The organism is Paraburkholderia nodosa DSM 21604 (assembly GCF_000519185.1).
GTDB lineage: Bacteria > Pseudomonadota > Gammaproteobacteria > Burkholderiales > Burkholderiaceae > Paraburkholderia > Paraburkholderia nodosa.
The window spans coordinates 157,685-183,557 of record NZ_JAFA01000015.1 but is presented as its reverse complement, the minus strand read 5'-3'; the positions used below and the strand labels follow the sequence as shown (position 1 = coordinate 183,557).

Here is a 25,873-nt window from a genome sequence, read left to right as displayed (position 1 = left end):
GAAGACATGAACGAACCTCACCACCATTCATCTCTCGACATCGCCGTGGGCGGCGAGCAGGGCATGGACCTGCCGGCGCGCGGCCAGGCGGGCAAGCGTGCACGCTTTGCGCTGATCGTGGTCGCGCTGCTGCTGGCTGCGGGCGCCACGCGCACGATCGTGTCGAACCTCATGAATGCCCACCATCTCGCCGACGTCACGAAGCAGAACGCGAAGCAGTACGTGAGCGTCGTGCAACCGGTGGCCGCGGGCGCGGACGGCCGCATCGTGCTGCCGGGCACGCTGCGCGGCTTTGTCGAAGCCCCGATCTACTCGCGCGCGAACGGCTACGTGCGGCGCTGGTACGCCGATATCGGCGCGCATGTGCAACAAGGGCAGTTGCTCGCCGAGATCGATACGCCTGAGATCGATCAGGAACTCGCCCAGGCGCAGGCACAGCGCGATCAGGCCGCCTCGACGCTCGCGCTCGCGAAGACCTCGTTCGATCGCGCGCAGCAATTGCGCCAGCGCGATGCGGTCTCGCAGCAGGAACTCGACGACCGCCAGGGCGCCTTCAACACGGACCAGGCGAATCTCGCCGCCGCCGACGCGAACGTGCGCCGCCTCACGGAGATGAAGTCGTTCCAGCGTATCGTCGCGCCGATCACGGGCATCATCACGCAGCGCAACGTCGATATCGGCGACCTCGTGAACGCGGGCAACGGCGGGGCGGGTCATGCGCTCTTTTCGATCGCGCAGTCCGACCCGCTGCGCCTCTACCTCGACGTGCCGCAGACCTACGCGCAGCAGGTAGCGGTCGGCCAGCACGTGAGCGTGACCGAGCAGGAGCTGCCGGGCGTCACCTTCGACGGCACCGTCACGCGCACGGCGCAGGCCATCAACGTGGCCACGCGCACGCTGGAGGCCGAAATCTCGCTGCCCAATCACGACGGCAAACTGCTGCCCGGCGCCTACGTGCAGGCGGCCTTGCAGACCGACGCCAAGGGCTTGCTCACGGTGCCGGGCAACACGCTGCTGTTCCGCTCGGAAGGCCCGCGTCTTGCAGTCGTCGATGCGGACGGCAAGATCAAGCTCAAGGCGGTGGAAATCGCGCAGGACCTCGGGCAGACGCTCGAAATCAGCGGCGGGCTGGCGCCGACCGATCGCGTCGTGCTCAACCCGAGCGACTCGATCGCAGACGGCGACAGCGTGGTCGTGGTCGCGCCGAACAAGACCGAATCGGCGCGCGAGGCCGCCAGGCGGAGCGCGACGTGACGATGCGGCAAAACACGCGGCAAAACACGCTGAAATGGCCGCTCTCCTGCGTCACGGCGCTAGGCGCGCTCGGTCTCGCGGCTTGCACCGTGGGCCCCGACTATCACGCGCCGCAAACGCAAAGCCCCGAGGCCTGGCGTGTCGATTCCGCCGATTCATACTGGCACGCGGCACAGCCTTCGCATGCACCGCTCGATCCGCAATGGTGGAAGGCATTCGACAACGCCGAGCTAGACAGTCTGGAAACCGCGGCGCTCGCCGAGAACCAGACGCTGCGCGTGGCCGCCGCGCACTATGCGCAGGCTCGCGCGACGCTCGCTTCGGTGTCGTCGCAGCAAAGCCCGCAGGTCGGGCTCGACGCGGGCCTCGCGCGCGAGCGCATTTCCGCGAACCGGCCGCTCACGAACTACGCGACGCCCAACACCTCGACCGTGCAGAACCAGGTGACCGTCGGCGCGACCGTGAGCTACGAGCTGGACCTGTTCGGGCGCATCCGGCGCATGGTGGAGTCGGCGCAGGCGTCGACGCAACAGGCCGGCGACGATCTCGACAACGCGCGCCTCGTGCTCACCGCCGAACTCGCCACCGACTACTTCGCCATGCGCGAACTCGACAACGAGATCGACGTGGTGAACCGCTCGGCGCAACTGCAGCAAAAGGCCCTCGATTTCGTGACCGCGCAGCACGATCTCGGCGCGGTTTCCGGTCTGGAACTGCTGCAGCAAAAAGCCCAGCTGGCGGCCACGCAAACCCAGGTGCATCTGCTCGAAAACCAGCGGCAGCAGGAGCAGAACGCCATTGCCGTGCTGGTCGGCAAGCCCGCGCCGGAATTCACGATTGCGCAGAAGCTCACGCCACTGCCGGTGCCCGCGCTTCCCACCGGGCTGCCGAGCGAGCTGTTGCAGCGGCGGCCCGACGTGGCCTCGGCCGAGCGCGCGATGGCCGCGGCCAATGCGCAGATCGGCGTGGCGCGCTCCGCGTACTTTCCGGACATCACGCTTTCGCCGACTTTCGGCTGGGAATCGACGCGTTTTGGCGGTCTTTTTTCCGTGCCGAGCCTCATGTGGTCGGTGGGCGCGACGGCCAGCGAGGTGCTGTTCGACGGCGGCAAGCGCGCGGCGGGCGTGGATTTCGCGCAGGCCGGCTACGAGTCGGCCCAGGCGTCTTATCGTCAGACCGTGCTCACCGCGTTCCAGGAGGTGCAAAATGCGGTAACGGGCCTTTCGGTGCTGGAACGTGCTTCGACCGATGGCCAGGCGGCCGTGGACGACGCACGCAAGTCCTTCGATCTCGCCAACGACCGCTATCAGGGCGGGCTCGTCGCGTTCATCGACGTGCTCAACGCGGAGCAGCAGTTGCTTGCCAGCGAGCGCCAGGAAGTGCAGATTCACGGCCAGCAGGTCGCCACGGTGGTCTTTCTCGCGAAGGCGCTGGGCGGCGGCTGGAGCGCCGACGACCGCGAGATGGCCTGCAGCGCGGGCACCTGCCGCGAAGTGCCGAAGGCAGAGGGCAGAAGCTGAGTCGCATGCAAGGACTTCAAGCGGGGCATGCAAGAGGGCTTGAGCGGGCCCGGCACCAGGGTATATAAAAGCGCGCAACGGCGGTCGCGGGCCGCGTCGGCCGGCAACGCCAGGGCAGCGCGCAAAGAGGAGGGCGGGCATGAAAGTATTGGTAATCGAAGACGAACGCAAGGTCGTGGACTATTTGCGCAGCGGACTCACGGAGCAGGGCTGGGTCGTGGACGTCGCCATGGACGGCGAGGAAGGCGCGTGGATGGCCACGGAATACGACTTCGACGTGATCGTGCTCGACGTCATGCTGCCGAAGCTCGACGGCTTCGGCGTGCTGCGCGCCGTGCGCACGAAGAAGGACACGCCGGTCATCATGCTGACGGCGCGCGACCGCGTGGATGATCGCGTGCACGGCCTGCGCGACGGCGCCGACGACTATCTCACGAAGCCGTTCTCGTTCCTCGAACTCGTCGAGCGGCTGCGCGCCCTCACGCGGCGCGCGCGCACGCAGGAATCCACACTGATTTCGGTGGGCGATCTGCAGGTGGACCTCATCAGCCGCCGCGCCACGCGCGACGGTGTGCGCCTCGATCTCACGGCGAAGGAATTCCAGTTGCTTTCGGTGCTCGCGCGGCGGCGCGGCGAGATTCTCTCCAAGACGCTCATCACCGAGCTGGTCTGGGACGTGAATTTCGAAAGCAATGCGAACGTGGTGGAAACGGCGATCAAGCGGCTGCGCGCCAAGCTCGACGGCCCGCACGCGGCGAAACTGCTGCACACCATACGCGGCATGGGCTACGTGCTCGAAATGCGCGAGGAAGGAGGCCAGACGTCATGAAACGCTCGATCTCGCTGCGGCTTTCGGCGATGTTCGCAGCGGTGTCGCTCATCGTGTTCACGCTCACGGGCGCGGGCCTCTTCTTCCTGATGCAGCGTCAGCTCTTCAACGAGCTGCGCGAAACGCTCGACACGCGCGCGCGCATTGCGAGCCTGATCGTTTCGCACGCACCGGACGTGCAGAAGTGGGCCTTCGTGCAGGAAAAGCTGCGCGACCTCTCGCCTGCGGATAGCCGCATGCATTACTACGTCGAAGGCCCGGATCCGCGCTTTCGTTTCGGCACGCCCATCGTCGGCAAGGTCACCGGTGACGTGGGCCCCAATCATCTGCTCGTGCGCCCGCCGGGTTGCAGCTACGACATCATCACGACGACCTTTATCGTACCGGCGAGCGGTGACCGGCCGCAGGTGAAACTCGTGGTCGGCAGCGACTGCGTGCGCACCGAAGGCATGCTGCGGCGCTTTGGCATTGCGCTCGGCGTGCTGATCGCGCTGTCCACCATCGCGGTCGCGCTGCTGAGCCGCGCGGTGACGCGCTTCGGTCTTGCGCCGCTCACGCGGCTCTCGCGCGAGGCCTCGCAGTTGAGCCCGTCGAACCGGCGCCAGCGTCTGCATTCGGACGAACTGCCCGAGGAGTTGCACGAGCTCGCCACGTCGTTCAATGGCGCACTCGAACGCCTCGACAAGGCCTACGAGCGGCTCGAATCGTTCAACGCCGACGTGGCGCACGAGCTGCGCACACCGGTGAGCATCCTGATCGGCCAGACCCAGGTGGCGCTCACGCGCGACCGTTCGGTCGAACAGCTGCAACAGACGCTGCAATCGAATCTTGAGGAATTCGAACGATTGCGCGTGATCGTGAACGACATGCTGTTCCTCTCGCGCAGCGATCGCGGCGAACGAGCGACGGACCTCACGGAAGTGTCGTTGCGCTCGGAGATCGAACGCATGCTCGATTTTCTGGAAATGCCGCTGGAAGAGGCGCAACTGCGCGTGGAAGTGCAAGGCGACGCGCGCGCATGGGTGAATACGTCGCTGATCGGCCGCGCCGTGAGCAACCTGTTCGTCAACGCGATCCAGCATTCGCAGTCCGGCACGACGCTGCGCGCCACGGTCGCGCCGCAGAACGGTCACGTCGAGATCGCCGTTTCGAATCCCGGCGAGCCGCTCGATCCGGTGACGCGCGAGCATATTTTCGACCGCTTCTACCGCATTCAGGAGGCGCGCTCGAACAGCCACGAAAATCACGGGCTCGGGCTGTCGATCGTCAAGGCCGTGGCGGAAATGCACGGCGGCACGGTGTTCGTGCGCAGCGCAGACGGCGTCAACACGTTCGGGTTTTCAGTGGCCGTGGATGGCGCCGAAGCACCCGAAGCGCCCGTTGCCGGTATTGCACGCCAGGGCCGCGCCGGCGTGCCGCTGCACGTTTCGCCATAGCGCCGCACTAATGCGGCCCGGAAGCGGCGCTTAGACGGGCTCGTCTTCCACGGGCGTGCTTTCGTTTTCGATGTAGTGCTGGTCCTTGCGCAGCAAGTCCCAGCAACTGATGAAAAGCGCGGCGACGAGCGGCCCGATCACGAAGCCGTTGATGCCCATGAGCGAAATGCCGCCGAGCGTCGAGATCAGCACGACCCAGTCGGGCAGGCGCGTGTCCTTGCCCACGAGCAGGGGGCGCAGCACGTTGTCCACGGTGCCGATCACGACGGAGCCGAAGACGATCAGCCCGACTCCCTTCGCCACCGCGCCTGTGGAGAGGAAGTAGATCGCAATGGGCCCCCACACGAGCGCCGCGCCCACGGCGGGCAACAGCGAGAGCAGCATCATCACGAAGCCCCACAGCAGCGCGCCCTGAATGCCGAGCACCCAGAGCGCGATACCGCCCAGGCCGCCCTGCACGACCGCCACCGCCACGTTGCCCTTCACCGTCGCGCGGATCACCGTCGTGAACTTGCGCATGAGATGTAGCTTGTGCTGTTCGTCGAGCGGAATGGCGTCGCGCACGAGCCGCGAAATATCCCGGCCGTCGCGCACGAGGAAGAAGAACAGATAGAGCATCACGCCGAAGCTCACCAGAAATTGCAGCGTGTTCTGCCCGAAGGAGAGAGCACGCGTGGCGACGAACTGGCTGATCTGTGCGGCGCCCGCCGAAAGGCGCTGCTGCAGCCCGGGCAGATCCATGAGGTCGTAGCGCGCGAGCAGGTTCTGAATCGACTCGGGCATGGCATGGACGATCTGCGTGAAGTACGCGCCGAAGTCGAGGCTGCCGCTACGCACCTCCTGATATGCCGAGGCGACCTGCTGCACCAGCGTGGCCGTCACCAGCGTGAGCGGAAAGATCACGATGACGAGGCAGATGGTGAGCGTAATGAGCGCGGCGACATTGCGCCGCCGCCCGAGCCGCGCAACGAGCCGGCGCTGCACCGGCTGGAAGATCAATGCGAGTATGGCGCCCCAGAGCACCGTGCTGAAGAACGGCGCGAGGATGAAGCAAAGTGCAACGGACACCGTGAACAGCAGCAAAAAGAACGATGTCTGGTGAAGGTGTTTGTTGCCTTCCATGTGCGATGAATTCCAGTTAAAGCGGCCAGGCGGACGAACGGCGGCATCGTCCGATGATACCGGCAACGCCGCGCGGGCTGCCGGGCGCAGCGCGCCCAGGGGATCACTGTGCGCCCACCAGCCGCACGCGCGTGATTTCCGAAGGCGCGCCAAGGCGCTTGGGCGGCCCCCAGTAGCCCGTGCCGCGGCTCGTGTAGACCCACAGGCTGCCGAGCTTTTCGAGGCCCGCCGTGAACGGCTGCTGCAGCCGCACGAGAAAATTCCACGGGAAAATCTGGCCGCCGTGCGTGTGGCCGGAGAGTTGCAGCGTGAAGCCCGCGTCGACGGCGGCGTGGGCCGTGCGCGGCTGGTGCGCGAGCAGCACGCGCGTGTTGACGTCGGCGGGCGCGCCGCGCAGCGCTTCCGCCGGATCGCTGCGGTGCGCGGGATCGAACTGGCCGCCCGTGTAGTCGGTCACGCCGGCCAGCACGAGCCGCGCGCCGCCATGCTCGATCACTACATGCTGGTTCATCAGCACCGTGAGGCCGATGCGGCGGAATTCGGCAATCCAGGCGTCCGCGCCCGAATAGTACTCATGGTTGCCGGTCACGAGATACACGCCGTGATGCGCGTTGAGCTTGCCGAGCGGCGCGGTGTGGTCGGCGAGATGCGCCACGCTGCCGTCCACCACGTCGCCCGTGATGGCGACCACGTCGGCGTCGAGCTGGTTCACGGCGCGCACGATGGCATCGACGTAGCCGTGCTTGATCGTCGGCCCGACGTGGATGTCGCTCAGTTGCACGATGGTGAAGCCGTCGAGCGCGGCGGGCAGGCCGCGAATCGGCACCTCGACGTTGCGCACGCGCGCACGCCGCCGCGCGTTGAAGAAGCCGAACCCGGAGGAGAGGAACGCAAGCACGATCACCGCGGCGGCGCTCACGGTGCGCCAGTTGGCGAGATCGATGGCCTTGGGCCAGAGCGCCTCCACGGTCATGGCCGAGGCGAGCACGATGTCGCGCGCGATCGTCAACATGAGCAGCGACGAGAAGAAGCCCATGGCGAGCATGCCGATCCAGGCGAGGCGGTCGCCGAGCGGCTGGCGCGTGAAGCGCCGCGCAAGCATGCCGGGCGGAATGAACAGCACCGAGAGCACGAGCCACAGCACGGCGAGCCATTTGCCGGCGGCGGGCACGGGCAGGTCGGGAATCAGGCGAAAGCCGACATAAGCATGCAGCAGCACGCCGATGGCAATGAAGCGGACCAGAAACGAGAGTCGGGGCATGGCGGCGCAAACGGATGGGAGCGGACCGACGCGGGTTGGCGCGCCGGGCACGGCGCGCTGCAGCAAAGCCCAGTCGTCGAGGCCCGCTCGAAAACCCGGTGGACGGGTCAGTACAGGTAGGCTGCGTTGCATTTTACCGGCGCCGCAGACTTCGTGCCGGTAGGTGGCGGCGGTTTTCGGATGTGCATGCTGCGACGCAGCATGAAGGGGTTGATCGTGCGTGCACGAACATACATGCATGCGTGTATGCATGGGCCTTGATGCTTTATCGTCTACGCGTGTGGCAGTGCGGCATTTCCCTGGATTGCCAGCGCGATCCCACTCGTCGCACTATGTTCTCGTGGGGCCGGGCACACTCTATTAAACGTCCATTGAATCGGCCCCTGCGATGGACTATGCTCAAAACGAGGCCCGCGCGGTTTCGGGCGCTCTGGGGGAGACGGATCATGAAAGGTATCCGGCCGGTCGCACATGGGCTGCATGAGGGTCTGCATGGTCGTCACGTCGGGCACGAGGGCAGCCACGTCATGCTGCCGATGGTCGTTCTCTCGATCATGGCCATCGCGCTATATATCGCGGTTAAGCGCATCGATATTCCCGATATTGGCCGAAGTGCGCTATTCGATGTCGTGATGGTGTTCGTCGCGCTCGGTATTGCGGGCATGTTCGGCGTGCTGGGTGCCTGGCTGCGATCCCGTACCACCGACGAACCCGCCGAAGGCTTCTGCTTCATCGGCGCCCTCATCGGCGCGGCGGTGTTCTACATCGCGCTGCTCACCTGAATCGTTTGCTTGCAGTTTCGGTTGATTCGCTATCCTGCGGGAAGCGAGGGCGCGCGGCGGCCGGGTCCGCGCCATGCGAAACTGCGTGTTTTCCCGCTCGATTGAAGCACTCTCGATGTTCGATCTTTTCGACGATACGCCTGCCCCCGACGTGGCATGGCATCCGTCATGGCTCGCGCCAGAGGCGGCCGCCGAGGCGCTCGCGCGCATCATCGCCGAGGCCGACTGGCGCCAGGAACGCATTCGTACGCCTGGCGGCTGGGTGGACCAGCCGCGCCTCACGGCCTGGCAGGGCGACGAAGGCGCGGTGTACGTCTATTCAGGCATCCGAAACATCCCGCAGCCGTGGACCCGCCAGGTAGCCGAACTGCGCGACGCCATCTCGGCGCTTTGCGGCGTGCGCTTCAACAGCGTGCTGCTCAACCGTTACCGCACGGGCACGGACAGCATGGGCTGGCACGCGGACCGCGAACCCGAACTCGGCCCCGAGCCGGTGATCGCCTCGCTGAGTCTCGGCGCGACGCGGCGCTTCGACTTGCGTCACAACGCGACGGGCGTGGTGCGTTCTTTCCCGCTGAGGAGCGGCAGCCTGCTCGTGATGCAGGGAAAGACCCAGGCGCAATGGCGGCATCGCGTGCCGAAGGAGCCTGCCGTGAGCGGCGAGCGCTTGAATCTCACGTTTCGCGTGGTAACGCCGGGTTTGCGGAAATAGGCGTCAAGAACGCTGCAGATGGGTGGTAAATCGCCGATCTTCGACGCGAAGTCTACGCGCACACGAGCGGCTTTGCGCTAAAAAACGAATAAGAATTTATGCGCATAAACGCCAAAATCGGCATTGGAGCCGCGATCAGACGTCCTCGCCGAGCCGGCGCCGCACGATCGCGACGAGACGCTCCAGCGGCAAACCCGAGCCCGCGAGCGCGCTCACCTCGGGATACTGCTCGCGCGCGATGTCCGTGAGCACCTGGCCGGGCGGCGCTTCGACCAGCACGCTTGCGCCCGACTCGATCATGACCGTGAGCGCGTCGTACCAGCGCACTGTGAAGCGCATGTTGGTGGCGAGATCGGCGCGGATGGCGTCGGCGTCGTAGAGCGGCCGGCCGCCGCGATTGTCGACATACACGCTACGCGGCGTACGAAACGGGATGTCGCGTGCCCACTCGGCGAGCGTATCGGCGGCATCGGCCAATAGTTCGCAATGCGAAGGAACGGCCACTGCGAGCCGTTGCGCCTTGCGCGCGCCAGCGGCGAGCGCACGGGCCGCGAAGGCTTCGAGCGCGCCATCGGCGCCGGCTACGACGATCTGGCGCGGCGCGTTGACGTTCGCCACGTACACGCGCTCGCCGCCTTCACGTGCATGCGCATCCGCGAGCGTTTCCACTTGCGTCTCGCTCAGCCCCGCGACGGCCGTGAGGCCATAGCCCGATGGCCACGCGTTTTCCATCAGCTCGGCGCGTTTGCGCACCATGTGCAGCGCGTCGCCAAACGCCAGGGCCTCGCAGCTTACCGCGGCCGCATAAGCGCCCACGGAAAGCCCGGCGCTGAATTGCGGCGCGAGTCCTTCGTGCGCCAATGCTCGCACAACGGCTACGCCCGCGACCGTGAGGCCGATCTGAACGGCAACCGTGGAGCGCAAAGCGTCGTCGTTATCGAGCGTCAGGACGTCGAAGCCGAGTGCAGCCGACGCCTCGTCAAGCGTCGCCCGCACGGCGTCGTGCTGCGGCAGCTTGTGGAGAAAGCCGGTGGTTTGCGCGCCCTGGCCGGGAAAGAGCAGGGCGAGCGTCATGGTGCTTGCCACGGATCGGCGACGAGTTGCGCGCCGCTGGAAGCGCGCGCCAGCACGCGCGGCTTGTGCGCCGCGAGTTCGGCGAGCGCGACGCCGCCTGCGGGCGTTTCGAGTTGCGCGTCGATGCGTGTGCCGGAGCGGGTGGCGGCTTGTGCGAGCGTCTGCGCCAGCGCGTCGATAGCCGCGCGTGAGACGCGCTGCGGCAGGCGAATCAGGATGTCGAGATCGCTCGATGCCGTGAGGGTGGGAACGCCCGTGGCGAGTTCGAAACCGGCGCTGCCCGTCGGGCCCCAAACGTAATTGCGCAACGGGGCGGCGCTTGCGCGCAGGGTAGCGAGCGCGATGAACGCGGGCAGTGCGCGGCGTGCGCGAAGTGGATCAACGTCAAGAAGATCCTCTGGACCAGAAGATGATTCGATATCCTCAGTATTGAGCCAAGTGCCGAAACGCTCCGAACGTACGCTGCCGCGCACGCCTACCGCCACGAAACCCGCCGCCGCGCGCGTGCGCCGCACGACCACCCAGGGCGCGCGGGCAAGCGCGGCGCGTACCCAATCCGGCTCGTCGCCTGACGGGGTATGGCGCGCGACGCGCAGCAGGTCGTGCGCGCGCCAGCGCGCGTCGTCCACGCGCGGCGCGTCAACAGCAAACGGCGGGGCGGCGCATACGCGCATCAGCTAGCGTCCCACTGTTGCGCGAGCCGCCTGCGCACCTCGATCGACGCCGCACGCGTACGCTGCGCCGACTCGCCTTGCAGTCGATGCGCGAGGCCGCTCCTGTCGCCGCGTGCCTCCCGCACCTTCTGTGCGAGCACATCGCGCACGCGTGCGATCTGCGCAACGCTCGGCGCGTCCGCATCGACGCCTTCGATCAGCTCGTCGAGCAGACCGAGCTTCGCGAACGAAGCCATCGAATACGACATCGGCACGATCTTTTCGCCCAGCTCGTCGAGGTCCTCGACGCTGCGCCGCGTGACGCGCGCCGCCGCTTCCTTGCCCATGGCGTGGACCATCGTGCCGGGCGCGTCGAGCGCGACGATGCGATTGGCCTGATAGCCATGCGCGAGAAACGCGCCCGACATGGCGGGCCCGACGATCAGCGCCACCACGGGATGCCCCGCGAGCCGCGCGCTTGCGTAGGCGTCCACGGCCGAGGCGCAGGCGAGATGAATGCCGAGCATCTCCTCGCGATAGCCATAGGCCTGGCTCTTCACATCGACGATCGCGATGATGGGGCGGCGCTTGCCGCTCGCGGCGTCTTCGGCAATTGCTTCGCGCACGGCCTTCGCGAGACGCCAGCCTTGTTCGAGGCCCACCACGTTCTCGCGCGCGCGTGGAAAGCGGTTCGCGGGATCGGGCGCGACGGTGATGAAGCGCGCGGTCTCGTTGTCGAGCGGCGCATCGGCGTATTGCACGCACGCGCCCTGCGTTTCTCCGCCCGCGAGGGCGCGCAGCCAATGTGCGCCGCGGCTCGTCGTCGTGTCGTTCATGCGTTTTCTCCGCTCAGGTTCAGGGGCGAAGCGGTGAACACCGCACGCATCGTCTCAGGGTTCACGCTGGCGGGATCGATCTGCGCGAGTTTCGCGAGCGTGGCATCCACATCCGCCGAGCGCGGCGTGTGCGGCGCGTCTTGGGCAAACGCGGCACGCACGGCGGCGCGCACGTCGTCCACGGCGTCTTCGACGAGCGCATCGGCGAAACCCGTTTGCGCGCGCTGCTCGCCGCCGATCAATTGCCACACCTGGCGGCGGTCGCTCGAATCGAGTTCCTCGATGCCGGCTTCCTGCTCTATCACCTCCGGACCATTCATGCCGAGGCGGCCTTGCTTCGTCATCACGAGCGTCGAACACAGGGCCGCCGCGAGCGACATGCCGCCAAAACAACCCACCATGCCCGCGATCACGCCGACCACGTTCACGTGCGCGCGCAACGCGACGATGGCCGACTGGATCTCCGCAATCACGGCGAGGCCGAGATTGGCCTCCTGCAAGCGCACGCCACCGGTTTCGAACAGGATGACGGGCCGCACGATCTTGCCGCGCTCGCAGTCGGCGAGCGCCAGTTCGAGTGCGGCGGCGATCTTGCTGCCCGACACTTCGCCGATGCTGCCGCCCTGGAACGCCGATTCGATCGCGGCGACGACGGCGGGCTCGCCGTCGATGGTGCCGCGCGCGATCACCGCGCCGTCGTCGGCCTGGCAGACGATGCCCTGCAAAGGCAGCCACGGCGATTCGATCCGATCGAACGGCCCGAGCAGTTCGCGGAACGTGCCCGCGTCCAGCACGGCGGCTGCGCGTTCGCGCGCGCTCAATTCGATGAAGCTCTCGCGCAGCAGCGTGGCGGGCGTCAATTGATTAGTGTTGCTCATGACTGCGCCTCCTGCGCGGCTTCCACGGCTTCCGCGAGCCGTAGCGCCACCACGCCGGGCGTGGCGCCGAAGTCGTTGATCTCGATGAGCGCCGCGCCGTCGTAGCGCGTGAAGAAGCGGTCGAGCACGCTCTTCCAGATGTGGCTATAGCCGTCCACGCTTGTCTGCACGACCACGCGCGCCTGCATGTCGCTCGCGGGCTGCAGCAGCACTTCGAGATCGCCCGAGCCCACCACGCCCACGTGGGCGCGCGTCGTCACGGCGCGTTGCGCCGGATAGTCGAATGTCAGTTGTTCCATGAAACCGTCCTCCCGCCCATGCGGTGCTGAACCAGTCTGTCGATGAAGAGCGTCGCGGCGAGCAGATCGGCCGCGCCACCCGGCGATGCGTTGAGTGCGAGCAGCGCGCGTTCGAGCGCGTCGAACGCGGCGCGGCCGGCTTGCGTGGCAAGGCCGCCCGCCTCGCGCACGCGCTGCGCACCCGTTTGCGCGGCCTCGCGCCCGATGAGCCCCGCGCGATGCAGCAGGCAGGTGTCGTCGAGCGAGGCCATGATCGCGAGCAGGGCGTCCACGCGCGCGTGGGCTTCGTCATGGCCTTGCGCGCGTGCGGCGTGCAGTGCGGGCAGGCCCACGCGCACGACGTGCGGAAAGCCGTCTTGCGCTTCGCTGCGCGCGCCGCCCACGTTGTAGCGCTGACGCACGCGCTCGCCGTTGCTTTGCGCGGGCTGCGCGAGCCGGTCGTCGAAGCGCGCGATCTGCGCGGCCGTTTCGCAGATGTGCGCCGCGTGGGCACACTCGCTGTCGCGGCTTTGCGGCGTATGCGCGATCGCCGCGCCCGCCACCAGCAGCCCGACGATCCAGATCGCGCCGCGATGCGCGTTGCTGCCTTGCGTCGCGCGCATCATCGCGGCTTCGCCGGCGCGGCCGATGCGCGCGAGATCGGTGCGCAGCGCCGTGCCGGGCGCGGCCCCGCGCGAGGCGCGCGCGAGCGCTTCGAACGTGGGTTCGAGCGCATGCGCCGAGCGCAGCATCGTCGCGAGATCGAGGTCGCTGTGCGCGCCACTACCGCGCGCGTCCACGAGCGCGGGTTTGGGCGTGAGGCGCGCCTCTTCGATCAGCGCGTCGCGGGCGAAGCGGGCGAGTTGCGCGTCGGAGGAGGCCAGCCGCGCGTCGCCGGCGTACGGGACACGCCGCGCGAGACCCGCCGAGCCCTCGGCAAGCGCCGTAAAAGGAAGTGTCCGCATCGCGCTTACCAGCTGCGGAAACGAGCGGGCGGCGTATAGAGCCCGCCCGACCACGTCACCAGATCGTCGATGCTGCGCGCCGCGAGCAGCGAGCGCTTGGCCTCGCCGCGCAAGATGCCGAGATCCTCGGGGAACTGCACGATGCCGCGGCGGCGCAGTTCGTCGGTTTTCTGCTGCTGCGCGCGCAGGCCGATGGGCGTCACGCCCGCCACGGCCGCGAGCGCGGCGCGGCGCTCTTCGATGCCCTCTGCGCGATGCAGGTGCGCAATGCCCTCTTCGGTCACGACATGGCTCACGTCATCGCCGTAGATCATCACGGGCGCAACGGGCATGCAGCTCTTCTGGCCCACGGCGATGGCGTCGAGTTCATCCACGAAGGTCGGCTCGCCGCCTTTCTTCCAGGTTTCCGCCAGTTGCACCACGAGCTTGTGGCCGCGCGAAACCGGGCCGTTGTCCTTGAGCAGCTTGAGCCACGCTTCGCTCGCATGGCGCCGACCGCGCGGATCGTGGCCCATGTTCGGCGCGCCGCCAAAGCCCGCAAGCCGGCCGCGCGTGACGGTGGACGAATTCGCGTCCGCGTCGATCTGCAGCGTCGAGCCGATGAAGAGATCCACGGCATATTGCCCCGCGAGTTGGCACAGCACGCGATTCGAGCGCAGGCTGCCGTCGCTGCCGGTGAAGAACACATCGGGCCGTGCGGCGATATAGTCTTCCATGCCCACTTCGCTGCCGAAGCAATGCACGCTTTCCACCCAGCCCGATTCGATGGCGGGAATCAGCGTGGGATGCGGATTGAGCGTCCAGTTGCGGCAGATCTTGCCCTTCAGGCCGAGCGATTCGCCGTAGGTGGGGAGCAGCAATTCGATCGCCGCGGTGTCGAAACCAATCCCGTGATTGAGCGCGGCGATGCCATAGTGCGCGTAAATGCCCTTGATAACCATCATCGCGGTGAGCACCTGCAAGTCGCCGATGTGGCGCGGATCGCGCGTAAAGAGCGGCTCGACCGCGAACGGCCGGTCGGCCTGCACGACCACGTCGACCCATGAGCCGGGAATGTCCACACGCGGCAGTTCATCGACGATTTCGTTCACCTGAACGATCACGATGCCCTGGCTGAACGCGGCGGCTTCGGCGATGGTCGGGGTGTCTTCGGTATTCGGGCCGGTGTAGAGATTGCCGTGGCGGTCGGCTTTTTCGGCGCACAGCAGCGCGACCTGGGGAATCAGGTCGACGAACATGCGCGCGTACAGCTCGACATAGGTATGGATCGCGCCCACTTCGAGCTGGCCATCTTCGAGCAACTGCGCGACGCGCAGACTCTGCGGTCCCGCGAACGCGAAGTCCACGCGGTGCGCAATGCCGCGCTCGAACAGCGTGAGATGCTCAGGGCGGCTGATGCTCGAAATCAGCAGGTGAACGTTGTTGACCTTGGCCGGATCGGCCTTGGCCAGCGAACGCGAGAGGAAGTCGGCCTGCTTCTGGTTGTCGCCTTCCAGTGCGACGCGGTCGCCGGGGCGGATCAGCAGTTCGAGCGCATCGGTCATGCGCGAGGCGGGCAGGACGCCGTCTTCGAGCCAGCCCGAAACGGCGGCGAGGCGGCGGGCCTTTTCGTCGCGGCGCGTGGTCCACGAACGCGGTGCGAGGTCTGGCGAGGTTGGCGTATTAGCTTGAGGCTTCATCGGCGGTTCGGCTCCGTGAGCGGGAAGAGGCGGCGCGCGGCTTGGCGGCGGCAGTTTGCACCGAAGGCGGCACTGCAGGCAGCGCGGCGCGCTCGGTCAGGAAACGGTAGATCAGTTCGCCCGTACCGAGCAGGTGCTCGGCCACGAGCTTTTGCGCGGTGGGTACGTCGCCGCGCTTCACGGCGGCGAGAATTTCGGTGTGCTCACTATCGGATTCGCCCTTGTATTCGGGGAAGCCGAATTTGAGGCGCAGATAACGTTCGCCGCGGCGATGGAGCGTGATGAGCATCTCCATGAGCTGCGGGCGGCCGGCGGGCGCGTAGAGGTTCATGTGAAAGGCCTCGTTGCGCGCGACATAGAGCGACGGATCGCGCTCGCGCTTCGCGGCGGCGGCCAGCGCGGTCACTTCGCGCAGCGTGGCGCTCGTGTGATTCGGAATGGCAAGGCCGAGCGCGAGGCTTTCGAGCGCGGAGCGGATCTCGTAGATTTCGCGCGCTTCGTCGGCGGAAAGCGAGGCCACGCTCGCGCCCTTGTTCACCTCGATCTTCGCCCAGCCTTCGCTCGCGAGCTGGCGCAGCGCCTCGCGCACGGGGATCGCGCTGACCGAAAAATGCCGCGCGATCGCGTCCTGGCGCAGCGGCGCGTTGGGCGCGAGCTTGCCCTCGACGATCGCGCTGCGCAGGGCGTCGGCGATCATGCGCGAGGTGCTGGTGCGAGGCGCGGCAGCGCCTTCCAGGGGAAAACCATTCGTTGCGTCGTTCATGAGATCAAATATTATATATAAAACGACCAAGGCGAAAGCCTCGAAAACCCGCAACACAGAAACACCAGTTTCACTATAGACGGGTAAGAAGAACGGGGGCTTACAGGGAGTTCCTGAAGGGGGCCGGCACTGTCGCGGCCTGCATTTCCGCGTTTCGCGGCGCGCGTGCGCATCCGGCCGCGCGGGCTGGCGAGGCATCAAAGGAGAGAGGAGCATCATGAATTCGATCACCGAGTCCGCGCGGCGAACTCGCGCCAAGACACCGCTCAACCGGTCGCAGATCGCCGGTTTCTGGGGCGCCTGGGCAGGCTGGACGCTCGACGGGATGGACTCGTTCATCTACGCACTCGTGCTCACGCCCGCGCTCACGGAACTGTTGCCGCGCTCGGGCTATGAAGCGAGCGCGGCGAACATCGGGCTTGCCGGCTCGATCCTGTTCGCGCTCTTCCTCGTCGGCTGGGGGCTGTCGTTCATCTGGGGGCCGCTCGCGGACCGCTTCGGCCGCACGCGCGTGCTGGCCGGCACCATCTTCATGTTTGCGATCTTCACGGGACTTTCGGCCACCGCGCACAGCGTGTGGTCGCTCGCCATCTACCGCTTTCTCGCGGGCGTGGGCATCGGCGGGGAGTGGGCGCTCGCGGGCACATACGTTGCCGAATCGTGGCCCGAAGACCGCCGCAAGATGGGTGCGGGCTATCTGCAGACCGGCTATTACGCGGGCTTCTTCATTGCGGCCGCGCTCAATTACACGGTCGGCGTGCACTTCGGCTGGCGCGCCATGTTCCTCACGGGCGCAGTGCCGGTGGTGGTGGCCATTCTCGTGCTCCTGCGTGTGGAGGAACCGGCCAAGTGGCAGAAGTCGGAGGCGAGCCATGTGCACCGCGGCCGCCCGCTGCGTGAAATCTTCGGCGACGTCTACCGCCTGCGCACCGTGGTGGCGTGCGCGTTGCTGACCATCGCGATCATCGGGTTGTGGGCAGGTGCGGTTTATGAGCCGTCCGCCGTGATCCAGCTGGCGACAAAGGCGGGGGCGAACAAGGCCGAGGCGATCCGCACGGCGTCTATCGCCACGGGCATCCTGTCGATCGGCACGATCCTTGGTTGCCTCGCACTGCCGCCCATGGCCGAGCGCATCGGGCGGAAGTGGACGCTCGCCGTCTATTTCGCGGGCATGGCCGTGACGATCGCGGCGAGCTTCGGCTGGGCGTTCTACCTGGAGAACGGACTCGTGCCGTTCATCGCGCTGCTCTTCGTGCTGGGCTTCTTTGGCGGCAACTTCGCGCTGTTCAGCCTCTGGTTGCCTGAACAGTTCGAAACGCGTGTGCGCGCTACGGCGTTCGCGTTCTGCACGTCATTTGGCCGCTTCGTGGGTGCGGGCGTGAACTTCCTGCTGGGCGCGGCCGTACTGCGTATGCACACACTCGGCGTGCCGGTGGCGCTCACGGCGCTAGCCTTCGTTCTGGGGCTCCTGATCATTCCGTTTGCGCCGGAAACGAAGGGTCAAACGCTGCCTTCCTGATTCCCCTATGCGGCGCGTCGGTTAGCGCCGCGCCTTCACGAGCCTCGGCGGCAACAGGCGCCAGCCGAGATTGACCCCGAGGCTCGCCGCCACGATCAGCACCATGCCCGCAAGCTGGGGCACGCTCAGCGCCCGACCGTAGACGATCGCATCGACGGCGATCGCGGTGAGCGGATACACGAACAGCAGCACGGCGATCACGGGTGTCGTCAGCATCGGCAGCGCGCCGTAGATCAGCACGTACGAAAGCCCCGTGTGCAGCACGCCCATGCCGACGAGCCAGCCCCATTGCGTGGCGGAAATATGCGCGAGTTCGAGCGGCGCGAAAAACGGCGCGATGAGCGGCAGGCACACGGAGCCCACCACGCATTGCGTAAGCGTGAGCAGATGCGGGCGAAAGTTGCGCAGGCTCTTGGCGATCAGCGTGACGCTCGCATAGAGCACCGAGCCGCCCAGCGACTCGCCAATGCCGATCATGTAGCTCGTGCGATCGGCCACGTGGGTTTCCGCGAGTACGCCGGAAGCGAGCACGAGTCCCACGAAGGCAATGCCGATCCAGCCCAGCCGGTCGGCGCCGAGCCGCTCGTGAAAGAGCGCTGCGCCCATCAGCACGACCCAGAACGGCTGCACATGGAACACGACTGTCGAAACGGCAATGCTCGTGCGATGGATCGCGTCGAAGAAGGCGACCCACTGCGTGACCATCAGCACGCCTGAAATCAGCGCGAGCGTGAGCGTGCGGCGCGTGAACTGTCGCGGCGAAAGCCAGCCCTTGAACGCGCAATACCCGGCGAGCGCGAGCATGCCGAAAAAGCAGCGGAAGAACACGAGCGTGAGGGCGCCGAGACGCGCCTCCTCGACGAACACGCCGATCGTGCCCATCAGGAGGCCGCCGCCCGCGAGCATGAGGACGCCTTGCTGGCGGTTGCCGTGATGTTCGGATTGCATGGCCGGAGCTGGGGAATCGAAAGCGGGTTGGAGACAGCTTAAGTATTCGCCGGTTGCAGGGCGCGAGCAAACGAATTAAATTGAAGAATTCCATCAACGCAGCTTATGAATAGGCTGGCACCCGGCCCCCTCGCGTATGAACCCCGAATTCGACATCGATTTGCTGCGCACCTTCGCCGCCGTGGCGGACGCGGGCAGCTTCACGAGGGCCGCCATGGCCGTGCATCGATCGCAGGCGGCCGTGAGCATGCAGATCAAGCGGCTCGAACAGATGCTCGGCTCCACGCTATTTACGCGCGACACGCGCAATCTCGCGCTCACGCGCCCGGGCAACACGCTGCTCGAATATGCGCGGCGCGCGCTCGATCTGCAGGAGGAGGCGTGGGCGGCGCTGGTGCGGCCCGAGGTGACGGGGCGCGTGGTGCTCGGCGCGCCCGACGACTACATGGCGTCGCTGCTTTCGCCGGTGTTGCGGCGCTTTTCTACCCTCTATCCGCATGTGGAGATCGAGATCGTCTGCGCGCAGAGCGTCGCGCTCGGGCCGATGCTGGCGGACAACAAGATCGACATCGCGTTCGTCACGCGCGACCGCAAGATGCGCGGCGAATTCGTGCGGGCCGAGGAGATGGTCTGGGTGGGGTCCGCCACCGACCCCGCGCCGCTTGCCATCTCACCGCTGCCGGTGGGGCTCTACGAGCATGGCAGCGTGGCGCGCGCGCATACCGTGGCGGCGCTCGATGCCGCGCACATCCGCTACCGCGCCGCGTATAGCAGCGCGAGTTTGATGGGTTTGACGGCGACGGTGGAGGCAGGCATTGCGATCGTCGCGCTCACGCGTTGCAGCGTGCCGGCGCGCTTCGCGATCCTCGGCGAGGCGCAGGGCCTGCCGAAGATCGAGCCGCTCGAAATCGTGGTGGCGCGCAGCGTCAAGTCGAACCGGCCGACTTGCGACTACCTCGCGCAGCAGATGGTGCAGGACCTTTCAGTGCCGCGTCAGCGCGGATAGACGCTCACTTCGCCGCCCACCGCAAGCCGCACGCGCTCGCCTTCGCGCGGCGTGCGATAGCCGGGCACGCGCGCGCGGACCGTTGCGTGCGCATCGATCAGCTGCAGCGTGAGCGCGGCGTCCTGACCCTGGAAGGTGATGGCGCGCACCACGGCTTCCAGCGCGCCGTCGCGTTGCGCCGTGTCGGGCAGCACGTCGATCTGCTCGGGGCGCAGCATCACGTCCACGGCGCCTTCTTGCGCATGCTGGTCTTGCTGGATCGGCAGCGCGCCGAGCACGCAATGCGCTCGCCCGTTGGCGACCGTACCCGGCAGCAGCACCGCCTCGCCGATGAAGGCCGCGAGTTCGCGCGTGGCCGGGCGGCGATACAGCGTTTGCGGCGGCCCGCTCTGCAACAGCTTGCCGCGCCACAGCACGGCGACTTCGTGACCGAGCGAGAGCGCCTCGGCCTGGTCGTGCGTGACGAGCACGGCGGTCGCGCCGGCGGCGGCGAGCGCGCGCGCCACGGCTTCGCGCGTTTCGACGCGCAGCGCGGCGTCGAGCGACGAGAACGGCTCGTCGAGCATCACGAGGCCGGGAGAGGGCGCAAGCGCACGGGCGAGCGCCACGCGCTGCTGCTGGCCACCCGAGAGTTGTTGCGGCGCGCGCGATGCATAGGATTCCGGAAGACCGACGAGTTCGAGCAATTCGGCCACGCGATGCTGCGCGCGCCGCTGCGCACGCGGCAGCCCGAATACGATGTTCTCGGCGACCGTGAGGTGCGGAAAGAGCGCGCCCTCTTGCGGTACGTAGCCGATATGACGTTGCTCGGTCGGCAGATGCAGCCGGTCGCCGGCGACGCGGCGGCCGTCGATCTCGATCGTGCCGGCGTCGGCGCGCTCGAAGCCGCACAGCACGCGCAGCAGCGTGGTCTTGCCGCTGCCCGAAGGTCCGAGCAGCGCGACGAGCGAACCCGAGCGCACGGAAAGGTCGATGCCGTGCAGGACCGGGTGGCCGTCGAAGGCCTTCTGGAGGCCGGAAATGCGAAGTGTGCTCATGGGGCTAAGTGAGGCTCAGGCGTCGTCGGGCGGCGCGTTGATCGTATCGACCGGCATGTTGACCGTTGCATGGCCCGCGAGCGCGGAACGGCCCGCAAACGCGAACAGCAGGCCCGACGCGGCGAGCGAAAGCGCGGTGAGCAGTGCGGCATAGGGCGCGGCGGCCGCGAAGGCGAGCGTCGAGGTGTCGGTCCAGACCTGCGTGGCGAGCGTGTGCGTGCCGATGGGGGCGAGCAGCAGCGTGGCGTTCAGTTCGGTGACCACCGAGATGAACACCATCGAGGCCGCGGCGCCGAGGCCGGGACCCGCGAGCGGCAGCACGACGCGGCGCAGTGTTGCGAACCATCCCAGGCCGAGCGCGCGCGCCGTATCTTCGAGGCGCTGCTGTGCTTGCATGAGCGCCGCGCGCACGCTCACGAGCGCAAGGGGCAGACAGAGGATCGCGTAGGCCGTAATCAGCAGCGTGGTGCCCTGGTAGAGCGGTTCGAGCGCGCGCACCGCGAGCGAGACGATGGCAAGCGCGATGACGAGACTGGGCACACCCTGCGCGATGAAGGCCGTGCGTTCGAGAAAGGTGGCGGCGCGGCCGGGATAGCGCGCAAGCAAATACGCGAGCGGCAGCGCAAGCAGTGTGGTGAAAAACGCAGCCGTGAGGCCGAGGCGCAGCGAGGCGAACGTGGTCGAAACCAGCAACTCCGGCGAGACGTCGGCGGGCGTGATGGCCGCCGCGCCGGGCTGCGTGAGCCAGTAGCCGATCATCGCGAGCGGCACGCCGAGCGTCGCCACATTGAGCGCGACGAAGCCCGCCGCGACGGGCCAGCGCCAGCGGCCGAGCGCATGGCGCGCGCTCGCGCGGCGTGCGCCGCGATCCACGCGCTCGTAGCGCGCGCGCCCGCGCACGCGAAACTCGAGCACGAGACACACGAGGCAGAGCAGGATCAGCACGCAGGCCAGCAGCGAGGCGCCGCCGCCATCGAAGCTCGTGCGGTATTCCGCATAGATTTCGGTGGTGAACGTGCGAAAGCGCAGCAGCGTAAATGCGCCGAATTCGGAGAGCACGCCAAGCGCGACGAGCAGCATCGAGCCGAACAGCGCGGGCCGCAATTGCGGCAGCACGACGCGCACGAACACGGCCCAGCGGTTGCAGCCGAGCGCGCGCGCCGATTCTTCGAGCGCGGGGTCGAGGCCGCGCAACGCGGCGGCCACGGGCAGGTAGACGAGCGGGAAGTAGGCCGTCGTGATGACGATGAATGCGCCGAGAAAGTCCTGCAAATCGAGGCTCAGCGAGACCCACGCGTAGCTCGTGACGAACGCGGGCATGGCGAGCGGCGCGGCGGCGAGGAGCGCCCAGGCGCGCCGCCCCGGCACGTCGGTGCGCTCGACGAGCCACGCCACCGCGGTACCGAGCACGGCGCAGGCGAGCGTGGCCGAAACGGTAATCGAGAGCGTGTTGACGAGCAACTCGCCAACCAGCGGCCGGAAGATCAGCTCGGCGGCGTCGGCCAGACCAAAGGACAGCGCGCGCCAGAACGTCAGGGCGAGCGGCAGCAGCACCAGCAGCGGGCCGAGCGCGGCGGCGGCGAAGAGCGCGCGCGGCGCACGCCGCCGCGCGCGCGGGGGCGGGCCCCCCGCGACATCCACTTGATGAGACTCGGGCACGGCTTGCGCCGTCGTAACTGCTTCACTCACGATCTTGCTTCGTACTCCATGCCGATTACAGCAGGCCAGCCTGACGCAGCAGCTTGCCCGCCTGGCTGTCGTCGCCGAGCTGCTGGATGGTCAGCGCGGGCGGCTTCAGCTGGTCGAACGGCTTGTTGATGGGATCGCTCGCCACACCGGGCCGCAGCGGGTACTCGAAGCTGATGTGGTCCTGCGCCATCAGCTTCTGCGCGCGCTCGCTCACGAGGTAGGCGAGGAACTTCTGCGCACCGTCCATATTGTGCGCGGACTTCATCACGGCGGCACCCGAAACATTGACGAGCGCGCCCACGTCGCCATCGGCGAAATGCGCGACGGCACTCTGCGTTTTCTTGTCGCCGATCTCGGCGTGCAGGCGGTCCCAATAGTAGTTGTTGATGATGCCGGTGGCGACCGCGCCGCGATTCACGGCAGCGACCACGCCTTCATCGTCGTCGAAGATCTGCGAGTTGGTCTTCAGACCCTTGAGCCATTCGAGCGTGGCGGCTTCGCCCTTCACGGCGAGCACGGCGTCGATGAGCGGCAGGAAGTCGGCGTCGCTCGGCGCGATGCCGACCTTGCCCTTCCATTCGGGTTTGGCGAGATCGAAAATCGATTTCGGCAATTGCGCGGGCTGCACCTTGGCCGTGTTGTACGCGAGCACGTTTTCGCGCGCGGTCACGCCCACCCATTGTCCTTGCGGCGAGCTGAAGCGCGCGGGCACGGTTGCGAGCGTCGCTTGCTGCACGGGGGCGAGCAGGCCTTTTTCTTCCAGCAGCATCAATTCAGGCGAGTTCTCCGTGAAGTAGACGTCGGCGGGCGTCTTCTCGCCTTCGGCGACGAGCTGTGCCGCGAGCGCGGGACCTTCGCCGCTGCGGATCTTCACGTCGATGCCAGTCTGCTGCTCGAAGTCCTTCGCAAGCTGGTTCACGACCTGCTCGTGCTGGGCGTTGTAGAGCGTGATCGAGGCCGCGTGCGCGGCGAGCGGCAGCATGCCGGCAAGCGCGAGCGAGAGGGCGGCGGCGCGCAGCGGCGCACGCATCATGGAAATTTTCATATTACTTCGTTGTCCGTTGTTATCGATTGATCTCAAGCGCTGAACAGCTCCGCGCCGATGAACGAGCCCGCTTTCGCACCGGGCGGGCATGCGAATATCGCGCTGCCCACGTGCGTCGTGAACTGGTTCATCATGTCGAACTTCGCGAGGCGCTCGTTGATCGGAATGAAGCCCGTGCGCGGGTCGCCCTGGTGGGCGACGAAGATGAGGCCCGCGTCATATTCGGTCTCCTGGCGCCACGGCGGCCAGCGCTCGATGTAGAAGTCCGTGCTGTCGTTGTACGAGTATGAGCGGCGCAGGATCTGCGCGCCGTTGTTCGACGCGCGGTTCGACAGACGCACGTGCGAGTTCTCGGGAATCAGCGGATTGCCGTCCTTATCTTGCGCGTCGAGATCGACATTGTCGAATTCCTTCTTCTGGCCGATAGGCGCGCCGCTGTACTTGTGTCGGCCGAACACCTGCTCCTGGAAGCCCAGTTCCATCTGGTCCCAGTGCTCCAGCGTGATGCGGATGCGGCGCACCACCGTATAGGTGCCGCCCTGCATCCAGGGCGCGTCGGCGGCGGTGGCCCAGACGAACTGGTTCATCGCCTTCGGGTCCGCGGTCGGCGGGTTGTTCGTGCCGTCCTTGAAGCCCATGAGGTTGCGCGGCGTTTGCGCGCGCGGGCCCGAGAGGAAGCCCGCCTGGCCCCAGCGCATCGTCAGGATTCCGTAGCCCTGGCGCGCGAGCTGGCGCACCGCGTGGAAAGCGACTTGCGCGTCGTTGGCGCACGCCTGCACGAACAGATCGCCGCCGGTCTTCTGCGCGATCAGCTGGTCGCCGTTGAAGCGCGGCAGGTCGACGAGCGCGGCAGGGCGCTTGTGCGCGAGACCGTAGCGGTCCTTGTCCTGCGACGTGAAGAGGCCGGGGCCGAAGCCGAAGGTGACGGTGAGGCCCGCCGGGCCGAGGCCCAGCACGTCGCCGGAGTCGGGCGCGGAGTGGTCGTCGCCGGTGCCGTCCAGCGAGGCCGCCGGCTGCGCCTGGCTCATGCGCGCCGCGGACTCGGTCCACTTGCGCAGCAGGTTGATGACGTCGTCGCGCGAGGTCGTCGTGAGGTCGAAGGCCGCGACATACGTGTGCGCCTGCTGCGGCGTCACGATGCCGCCCTGGTGCTCTCCGTAGAACGGCTCGACGGCGAGCATCGGGTCGGCGGGCATCGCGTGGTGCTTTGCCTCGGCGGCCTGGGCGAGGCCGCTCGTGGCCGCGCCTGCGCCAAGGCTCGCACCGAGCGCGGCACCGGCCTTCAGGAAGCCGCGCCGCGCGGGGCGCGAGGGTTGGTTGGGGGTATCGTCGGAGGACATGATTATTTAGCCAGCACGAGAGTGTTTACGTCGTCTTCCACGTAGTAGAAGCCGTCGCCTGCCGGGGTCAGCGCGATGCCGAACAGGTCGCCGTTGCCCGGAGGCGTTTGCGCCTTGTCGGTATCGATCCAGCGCGCGTACAGCTGCTTTGCCGCGGCCGGGTCGATCTCGACGACCTGGCCGTTCAAGGCATTCGTCACGAGCAGGTGGCCTTGCGGCGTGACGATCATGGCGAGCGGACGGTGCAGCAGGCCGTCGGCGGTGAGCTGGCGGCCCACGCCCGCGCTCGTGTCGCGCGTGAGCGGGTCTTCGATCACGTTGATGCGATTGCCGATCGCGTCGGACACGTAGAGCAGCTTGTTGTCCGCCGAAAGCGCGAGGCCGGTCGGGCCGACGAGGAACACGCCCTTGTCCGCCTGCGCGCCGAAGCCGCTCGCCACCACGGTTTCGCTCTTCAGGACCGGTGCCTGGCCGCTCGGGATGTCGAGATCGAGGCGCAGCACCGTGGCCTGTTTGAACACGGGCGGATTGCCGTCCGCGCCGCCCACGCCGAAGCCCGCGTTGCTCACGAACAGCGTGGCGTGGTCGCCGTTGTCGACCACGGCCATGTTGCCCCACGGGTCATTGATGTTGGGACTGCTGATGACCTTGGCAATCTTGCCGCCGCTGTCGAGCACGATCATGCAGCCAGCGCCCTTGGTGCCGGTCGTGCCGTCGTTGCTCGGCGTGCTGCCCACGATGACCCAGCCCGACTTGAGCATCGTCATCGCGGTCGAAAGGCCGACGCCGCCCGGGCATTCCTTGAGATCGCGCGGAATCGTCGCGAACAGCGTCATCTGCTTCGTGTCCGGGTGATAGTCGACGATCGTGCTGCCGGTGCCCTGCAGGTTGGCCGCGTTGTTGAAGTTGTCGACCAGCACGTCGCCTTCTTTCACGGTGCCGGAGGAGACCGGCGCGACGAAGATCGCATACGGGTTCTGGTCGCCGTTGTCGGGCACGGTGTTGATGAGCGTGGTGTGGTGCTTGACGGTCTCGAGCAGGCCCTGCGGGTCGGCGTGAGCGGCGAGCGGCGCACCGGCGAGCGCCGCAGCGGCGGCAAGCGCGAGCGCGGAGCGGGCCGCGTGGACCGTGCATTGCAGGAGCGTGCGCGTAGCGTGTTTCATACTGAATCTCCGTGCCTCGCGAGGCCGGCGCGCACGCCGGAAGAAAAACGCGAGGACCTGGTGTTGGACATGGTTTCGATTGCG

At 67.2% G+C, this 25,873-nt stretch carries 24 protein-coding genes; 8 read left to right on the top strand and 16 right to left on the bottom strand.

Annotated features, from left to right (window positions below):
* The first annotated feature begins 6 nt into the window (after positions 1–6).
* The 4 genes from A3CW_RS0122835 to A3CW_RS47265 all read left to right on the top strand — a co-directional run bounded on the left by A3CW_RS0122835 (position 7) and on the right by A3CW_RS47265 (position 5,039).
* Complete coding sequence (locus tag A3CW_RS0122835; protein ID WP_035513670.1) at positions 7–1,254, top strand: efflux RND transporter periplasmic adaptor subunit; 1,248 nt, start codon at positions 7–9, stop codon at positions 1,252–1,254.
* A gap of 2 nt (positions 1,255–1,256) precedes the next feature.
* The gene (locus A3CW_RS47270; RefSeq protein WP_081771762.1) at positions 1,257–2,774 is read left to right on the top strand and encodes an efflux transporter outer membrane subunit; all 1,518 of its coding nucleotides are present in this window, start codon (positions 1,257–1,259) and stop codon (positions 2,772–2,774) included.
* Positions 2,775–2,913: 139 nt separating this feature from the next.
* Positions 2,914–3,603 (top strand): heavy metal response regulator transcription factor, encoded by a 690-nt coding sequence (locus A3CW_RS0122825; RefSeq protein WP_028205637.1) that lies wholly within the window; start codon positions 2,914–2,916, stop codon positions 3,601–3,603.
* Positions 3,600–5,039: a heavy metal sensor histidine kinase gene (locus A3CW_RS47265; protein ID WP_051481647.1), complete on the top strand. Its 1,440-nt coding sequence runs from the start codon at positions 3,600–3,602 to the stop codon at positions 5,037–5,039. The genes A3CW_RS0122825 and A3CW_RS47265 overlap by 4 nt, the downstream gene beginning before the upstream one ends.
* A gap of 30 nt (positions 5,040–5,069) precedes the next feature.
* On the opposite strand, the gene A3CW_RS47260 is transcribed toward A3CW_RS47265, so the two are convergent.
* Together A3CW_RS47260 and A3CW_RS0122810 are read right to left on the bottom strand one after the other, a co-directional pair.
* Complete coding sequence (locus A3CW_RS47260; RefSeq protein WP_035513610.1) at positions 5,070–6,161, bottom strand: AI-2E family transporter; 1,092 nt, start codon at positions 6,159–6,161, stop codon at positions 5,070–5,072.
* Positions 6,162–6,264: 103 nt separating this feature from the next.
* A complete protein-coding gene (locus tag A3CW_RS0122810) occupies positions 6,265–7,422 on the bottom strand; it encodes a metallophosphoesterase (RefSeq protein WP_028205636.1) in 1,158 nt (385 codons plus the stop codon).
* A 446-nt stretch (positions 7,423–7,868) separates the two neighbouring features.
* Here A3CW_RS0122810 and A3CW_RS0122805 point away from each other — a divergent pair, with 446 nt between their 5' ends.
* Together A3CW_RS0122805 and A3CW_RS0122800 are read left to right on the top strand one after the other, a co-directional pair.
* Positions 7,869–8,204: a hypothetical protein gene (locus A3CW_RS0122805; RefSeq protein ID WP_028205635.1), complete on the top strand. Its 336-nt coding sequence runs from the start codon at positions 7,869–7,871 to the stop codon at positions 8,202–8,204.
* 115 nt (positions 8,205–8,319) lie between these two features.
* Positions 8,320–8,916, top strand: a complete 597-nt coding sequence (locus A3CW_RS0122800; protein WP_028205634.1) for an alpha-ketoglutarate-dependent dioxygenase AlkB family protein — start codon at positions 8,320–8,322, stop codon at positions 8,914–8,916.
* Between the two features lie 135 nt (positions 8,917–9,051).
* On the opposite strand, the gene mdcH is transcribed toward A3CW_RS0122800, so the two are convergent.
* The 8 genes from mdcH to A3CW_RS47250 are packed head-to-tail and all read right to left on the bottom strand — an operon-like array spanning position 9,052 to position 16,042.
* Complete coding sequence (mdcH, locus tag A3CW_RS0122795; RefSeq protein WP_035513607.1) at positions 9,052–9,990, bottom strand: malonate decarboxylase subunit epsilon; 939 nt, start codon at positions 9,988–9,990, stop codon at positions 9,052–9,054.
* Complete coding sequence (locus tag A3CW_RS0122790) at positions 9,987–10,619, bottom strand: malonate decarboxylase holo-ACP synthase (protein WP_322787964.1); 633 nt, start codon at positions 10,617–10,619, stop codon at positions 9,987–9,989. Before A3CW_RS0122790 ends, mdcH begins: the two co-directional genes overlap by 4 nt.
* Positions 10,620–10,663: 44 nt before the next feature.
* Entirely contained in the window at positions 10,664–11,479 is an 816-nt protein-coding gene (mdcE, locus tag A3CW_RS0122785) for a biotin-independent malonate decarboxylase subunit gamma (RefSeq protein ID WP_028205631.1), read from the bottom strand.
* Positions 11,476–12,357 (bottom strand): biotin-independent malonate decarboxylase subunit beta, encoded by an 882-nt coding sequence (locus tag A3CW_RS0122780; RefSeq protein ID WP_028205630.1) that lies wholly within the window; start codon positions 12,355–12,357, stop codon positions 11,476–11,478. Before A3CW_RS0122780 ends, mdcE begins: the two co-directional genes overlap by 4 nt.
* Entirely contained in the window at positions 12,354–12,656 is a 303-nt protein-coding gene (locus A3CW_RS0122775; protein ID WP_028205629.1) for a malonate decarboxylase subunit delta, read from the bottom strand. Before A3CW_RS0122775 ends, A3CW_RS0122780 begins: the two co-directional genes overlap by 4 nt.
* Positions 12,644–13,600, bottom strand: coding sequence for a triphosphoribosyl-dephospho-CoA synthase (locus A3CW_RS47255; protein ID WP_081771761.1), 957 nt, complete (start codon positions 13,598–13,600; stop codon positions 12,644–12,646). Before A3CW_RS47255 ends, A3CW_RS0122775 begins: the two co-directional genes overlap by 13 nt.
* Positions 13,601–13,605: 5 nt before the next feature.
* Positions 13,606–15,279, bottom strand: coding sequence for a malonate decarboxylase subunit alpha (mdcA, locus tag A3CW_RS0122765; protein ID WP_028205628.1), 1,674 nt, complete (start codon positions 15,277–15,279; stop codon positions 13,606–13,608).
* A complete protein-coding gene (locus A3CW_RS47250; protein WP_081771760.1) occupies positions 15,263–16,042 on the bottom strand; it encodes a GntR family transcriptional regulator in 780 nt (259 codons plus the stop codon). The genes mdcA and A3CW_RS47250 overlap by 17 nt, the downstream gene beginning before the upstream one ends.
* 217 nt (positions 16,043–16,259) lie before the next feature.
* On the opposite strand from A3CW_RS47250, the gene A3CW_RS0122755 reads away from it, so the two are divergent.
* Positions 16,260–17,561 carry an MFS transporter gene (locus A3CW_RS0122755; RefSeq protein WP_028205627.1) on the top strand — a complete coding sequence of 434 codons (1,302 nt, stop codon included), beginning with the start codon at positions 16,260–16,262 and terminating at the stop codon, positions 17,559–17,561.
* Positions 17,562–17,582: 21 nt separating this feature from the next.
* Here the strand turns inward: A3CW_RS0122755 and A3CW_RS0122750 are convergent, their stop codons facing one another.
* Positions 17,583–18,509 (bottom strand): DMT family transporter, encoded by a 927-nt coding sequence (locus tag A3CW_RS0122750; protein ID WP_028205626.1) that lies wholly within the window; start codon positions 18,507–18,509, stop codon positions 17,583–17,585.
* Between the two features lie 136 nt (positions 18,510–18,645).
* Between A3CW_RS0122750 and A3CW_RS0122745 the strand changes: the two genes are divergently transcribed.
* A complete protein-coding gene (locus A3CW_RS0122745) occupies positions 18,646–19,515 on the top strand; it encodes a LysR family transcriptional regulator (RefSeq protein ID WP_028205625.1) in 870 nt (289 codons plus the stop codon).
* Here A3CW_RS0122745 and A3CW_RS0122740 read toward each other — a convergent pair.
* The 5 genes from A3CW_RS0122740 to A3CW_RS0122720 are packed head-to-tail and all read right to left on the bottom strand — an operon-like array spanning position 19,503 to position 25,789.
* Complete coding sequence (locus tag A3CW_RS0122740) at positions 19,503–20,552, bottom strand: ABC transporter ATP-binding protein (RefSeq protein ID WP_028205624.1); 1,050 nt, start codon at positions 20,550–20,552, stop codon at positions 19,503–19,505. The genes A3CW_RS0122745 and A3CW_RS0122740 overlap by 13 nt on opposite strands.
* 15 nt (positions 20,553–20,567) lie before the next feature.
* Positions 20,568–22,211: an ABC transporter permease gene (locus tag A3CW_RS47245; RefSeq protein ID WP_051481653.1), complete on the bottom strand. Its 1,644-nt coding sequence runs from the start codon at positions 22,209–22,211 to the stop codon at positions 20,568–20,570.
* Positions 22,212–22,266: 55 nt separating this feature from the next.
* On the bottom strand, positions 22,267–23,286 hold the full coding sequence (locus tag A3CW_RS0122730; RefSeq protein ID WP_051481646.1) for an iron ABC transporter substrate-binding protein: 1,020 nt from the start codon (positions 23,284–23,286) through the stop codon (positions 22,267–22,269).
* A gap of 32 nt (positions 23,287–23,318) precedes the next feature.
* Complete coding sequence (gene efeB / locus A3CW_RS0122725) at positions 23,319–24,626, bottom strand: iron uptake transporter deferrochelatase/peroxidase subunit (protein WP_028205622.1); 1,308 nt, start codon at positions 24,624–24,626, stop codon at positions 23,319–23,321.
* Between the two features lie 2 nt (positions 24,627–24,628).
* The gene (locus tag A3CW_RS0122720) at positions 24,629–25,789 is read right to left on the bottom strand and encodes an NHL repeat-containing protein (protein WP_051481645.1); all 1,161 of its coding nucleotides are present in this window, start codon (positions 25,787–25,789) and stop codon (positions 24,629–24,631) included.
* Between the last annotated feature and the right edge of the window lie 84 nt (positions 25,790–25,873).

Coding starts and splice junctions, on each gene's coding strand:
- A3CW_RS47265 (WP_051481647.1), top strand. CDS start 3,600: ATGAAACGCTCGATCTCGCTGCGGCTTTCGGCGATGTTCGCAGCGGTG.
- A3CW_RS47255 (WP_081771761.1), bottom strand. CDS start 13,600: ATGCGGACACTTCCTTTTACGGCGCTTGCCGAGGGCTCGGCGGGTCTC.
- A3CW_RS0122775 (WP_028205629.1), bottom strand. CDS start 12,656: ATGGAACAACTGACATTCGACTATCCGGCGCAACGCGCCGTGACGACG.
- mdcE (WP_028205631.1), bottom strand. CDS start 11,479: ATGAACGACACGACGACGAGCCGCGGCGCACATTGGCTGCGCGCCCTC.
- A3CW_RS0122800 (WP_028205634.1), top strand. CDS start 8,320: ATGTTCGATCTTTTCGACGATACGCCTGCCCCCGACGTGGCATGGCAT.
- A3CW_RS47250 (WP_081771760.1), bottom strand. CDS start 16,042: ATGAACGACGCAACGAATGGTTTTCCCCTGGAAGGCGCTGCCGCGCCT.
- A3CW_RS0122750 (WP_028205626.1), bottom strand. CDS start 18,509: ATGCAATCCGAACATCACGGCAACCGCCAGCAAGGCGTCCTCATGCTC.
- A3CW_RS0122810 (WP_028205636.1), bottom strand. CDS start 7,422: ATGCCCCGACTCTCGTTTCTGGTCCGCTTCATTGCCATCGGCGTGCTG.
- mdcH (WP_035513607.1), bottom strand. CDS start 9,990: ATGACGCTCGCCCTGCTCTTTCCCGGCCAGGGCGCGCAAACCACCGGC.
- A3CW_RS0122755 (WP_028205627.1), top strand. CDS start 16,260: ATGAATTCGATCACCGAGTCCGCGCGGCGAACTCGCGCCAAGACACCG.
- A3CW_RS47270 (WP_081771762.1), top strand. CDS start 1,257: ATGCGGCAAAACACGCGGCAAAACACGCTGAAATGGCCGCTCTCCTGC.
- A3CW_RS0122835 (WP_035513670.1), top strand. CDS start 7: ATGAACGAACCTCACCACCATTCATCTCTCGACATCGCCGTGGGCGGC.
- A3CW_RS0122730 (WP_051481646.1), bottom strand. CDS start 23,286: ATGAAAATTTCCATGATGCGTGCGCCGCTGCGCGCCGCCGCCCTCTCG.
- efeB (WP_028205622.1), bottom strand. CDS start 24,626: ATGTCCTCCGACGATACCCCCAACCAACCCTCGCGCCCCGCGCGGCGC.
- A3CW_RS0122720 (WP_051481645.1), bottom strand. CDS start 25,789: ATGAAACACGCTACGCGCACGCTCCTGCAATGCACGGTCCACGCGGCC.
- A3CW_RS0122780 (WP_028205630.1), bottom strand. CDS start 12,357: ATGAGCAACACTAATCAATTGACGCCCGCCACGCTGCTGCGCGAGAGC.
- mdcA (WP_028205628.1), bottom strand. CDS start 15,279: ATGAAGCCTCAAGCTAATACGCCAACCTCGCCAGACCTCGCACCGCGT.
- A3CW_RS0122740 (WP_028205624.1), bottom strand. CDS start 20,552: ATGAGCACACTTCGCATTTCCGGCCTCCAGAAGGCCTTCGACGGCCAC.
- A3CW_RS0122825 (WP_028205637.1), top strand. CDS start 2,914: ATGAAAGTATTGGTAATCGAAGACGAACGCAAGGTCGTGGACTATTTG.
- A3CW_RS0122745 (WP_028205625.1), top strand. CDS start 18,646: ATGAACCCCGAATTCGACATCGATTTGCTGCGCACCTTCGCCGCCGTG.
- A3CW_RS47260 (WP_035513610.1), bottom strand. CDS start 6,161: ATGGAAGGCAACAAACACCTTCACCAGACATCGTTCTTTTTGCTGCTG.
- A3CW_RS0122805 (WP_028205635.1), top strand. CDS start 7,869: ATGAAAGGTATCCGGCCGGTCGCACATGGGCTGCATGAGGGTCTGCAT.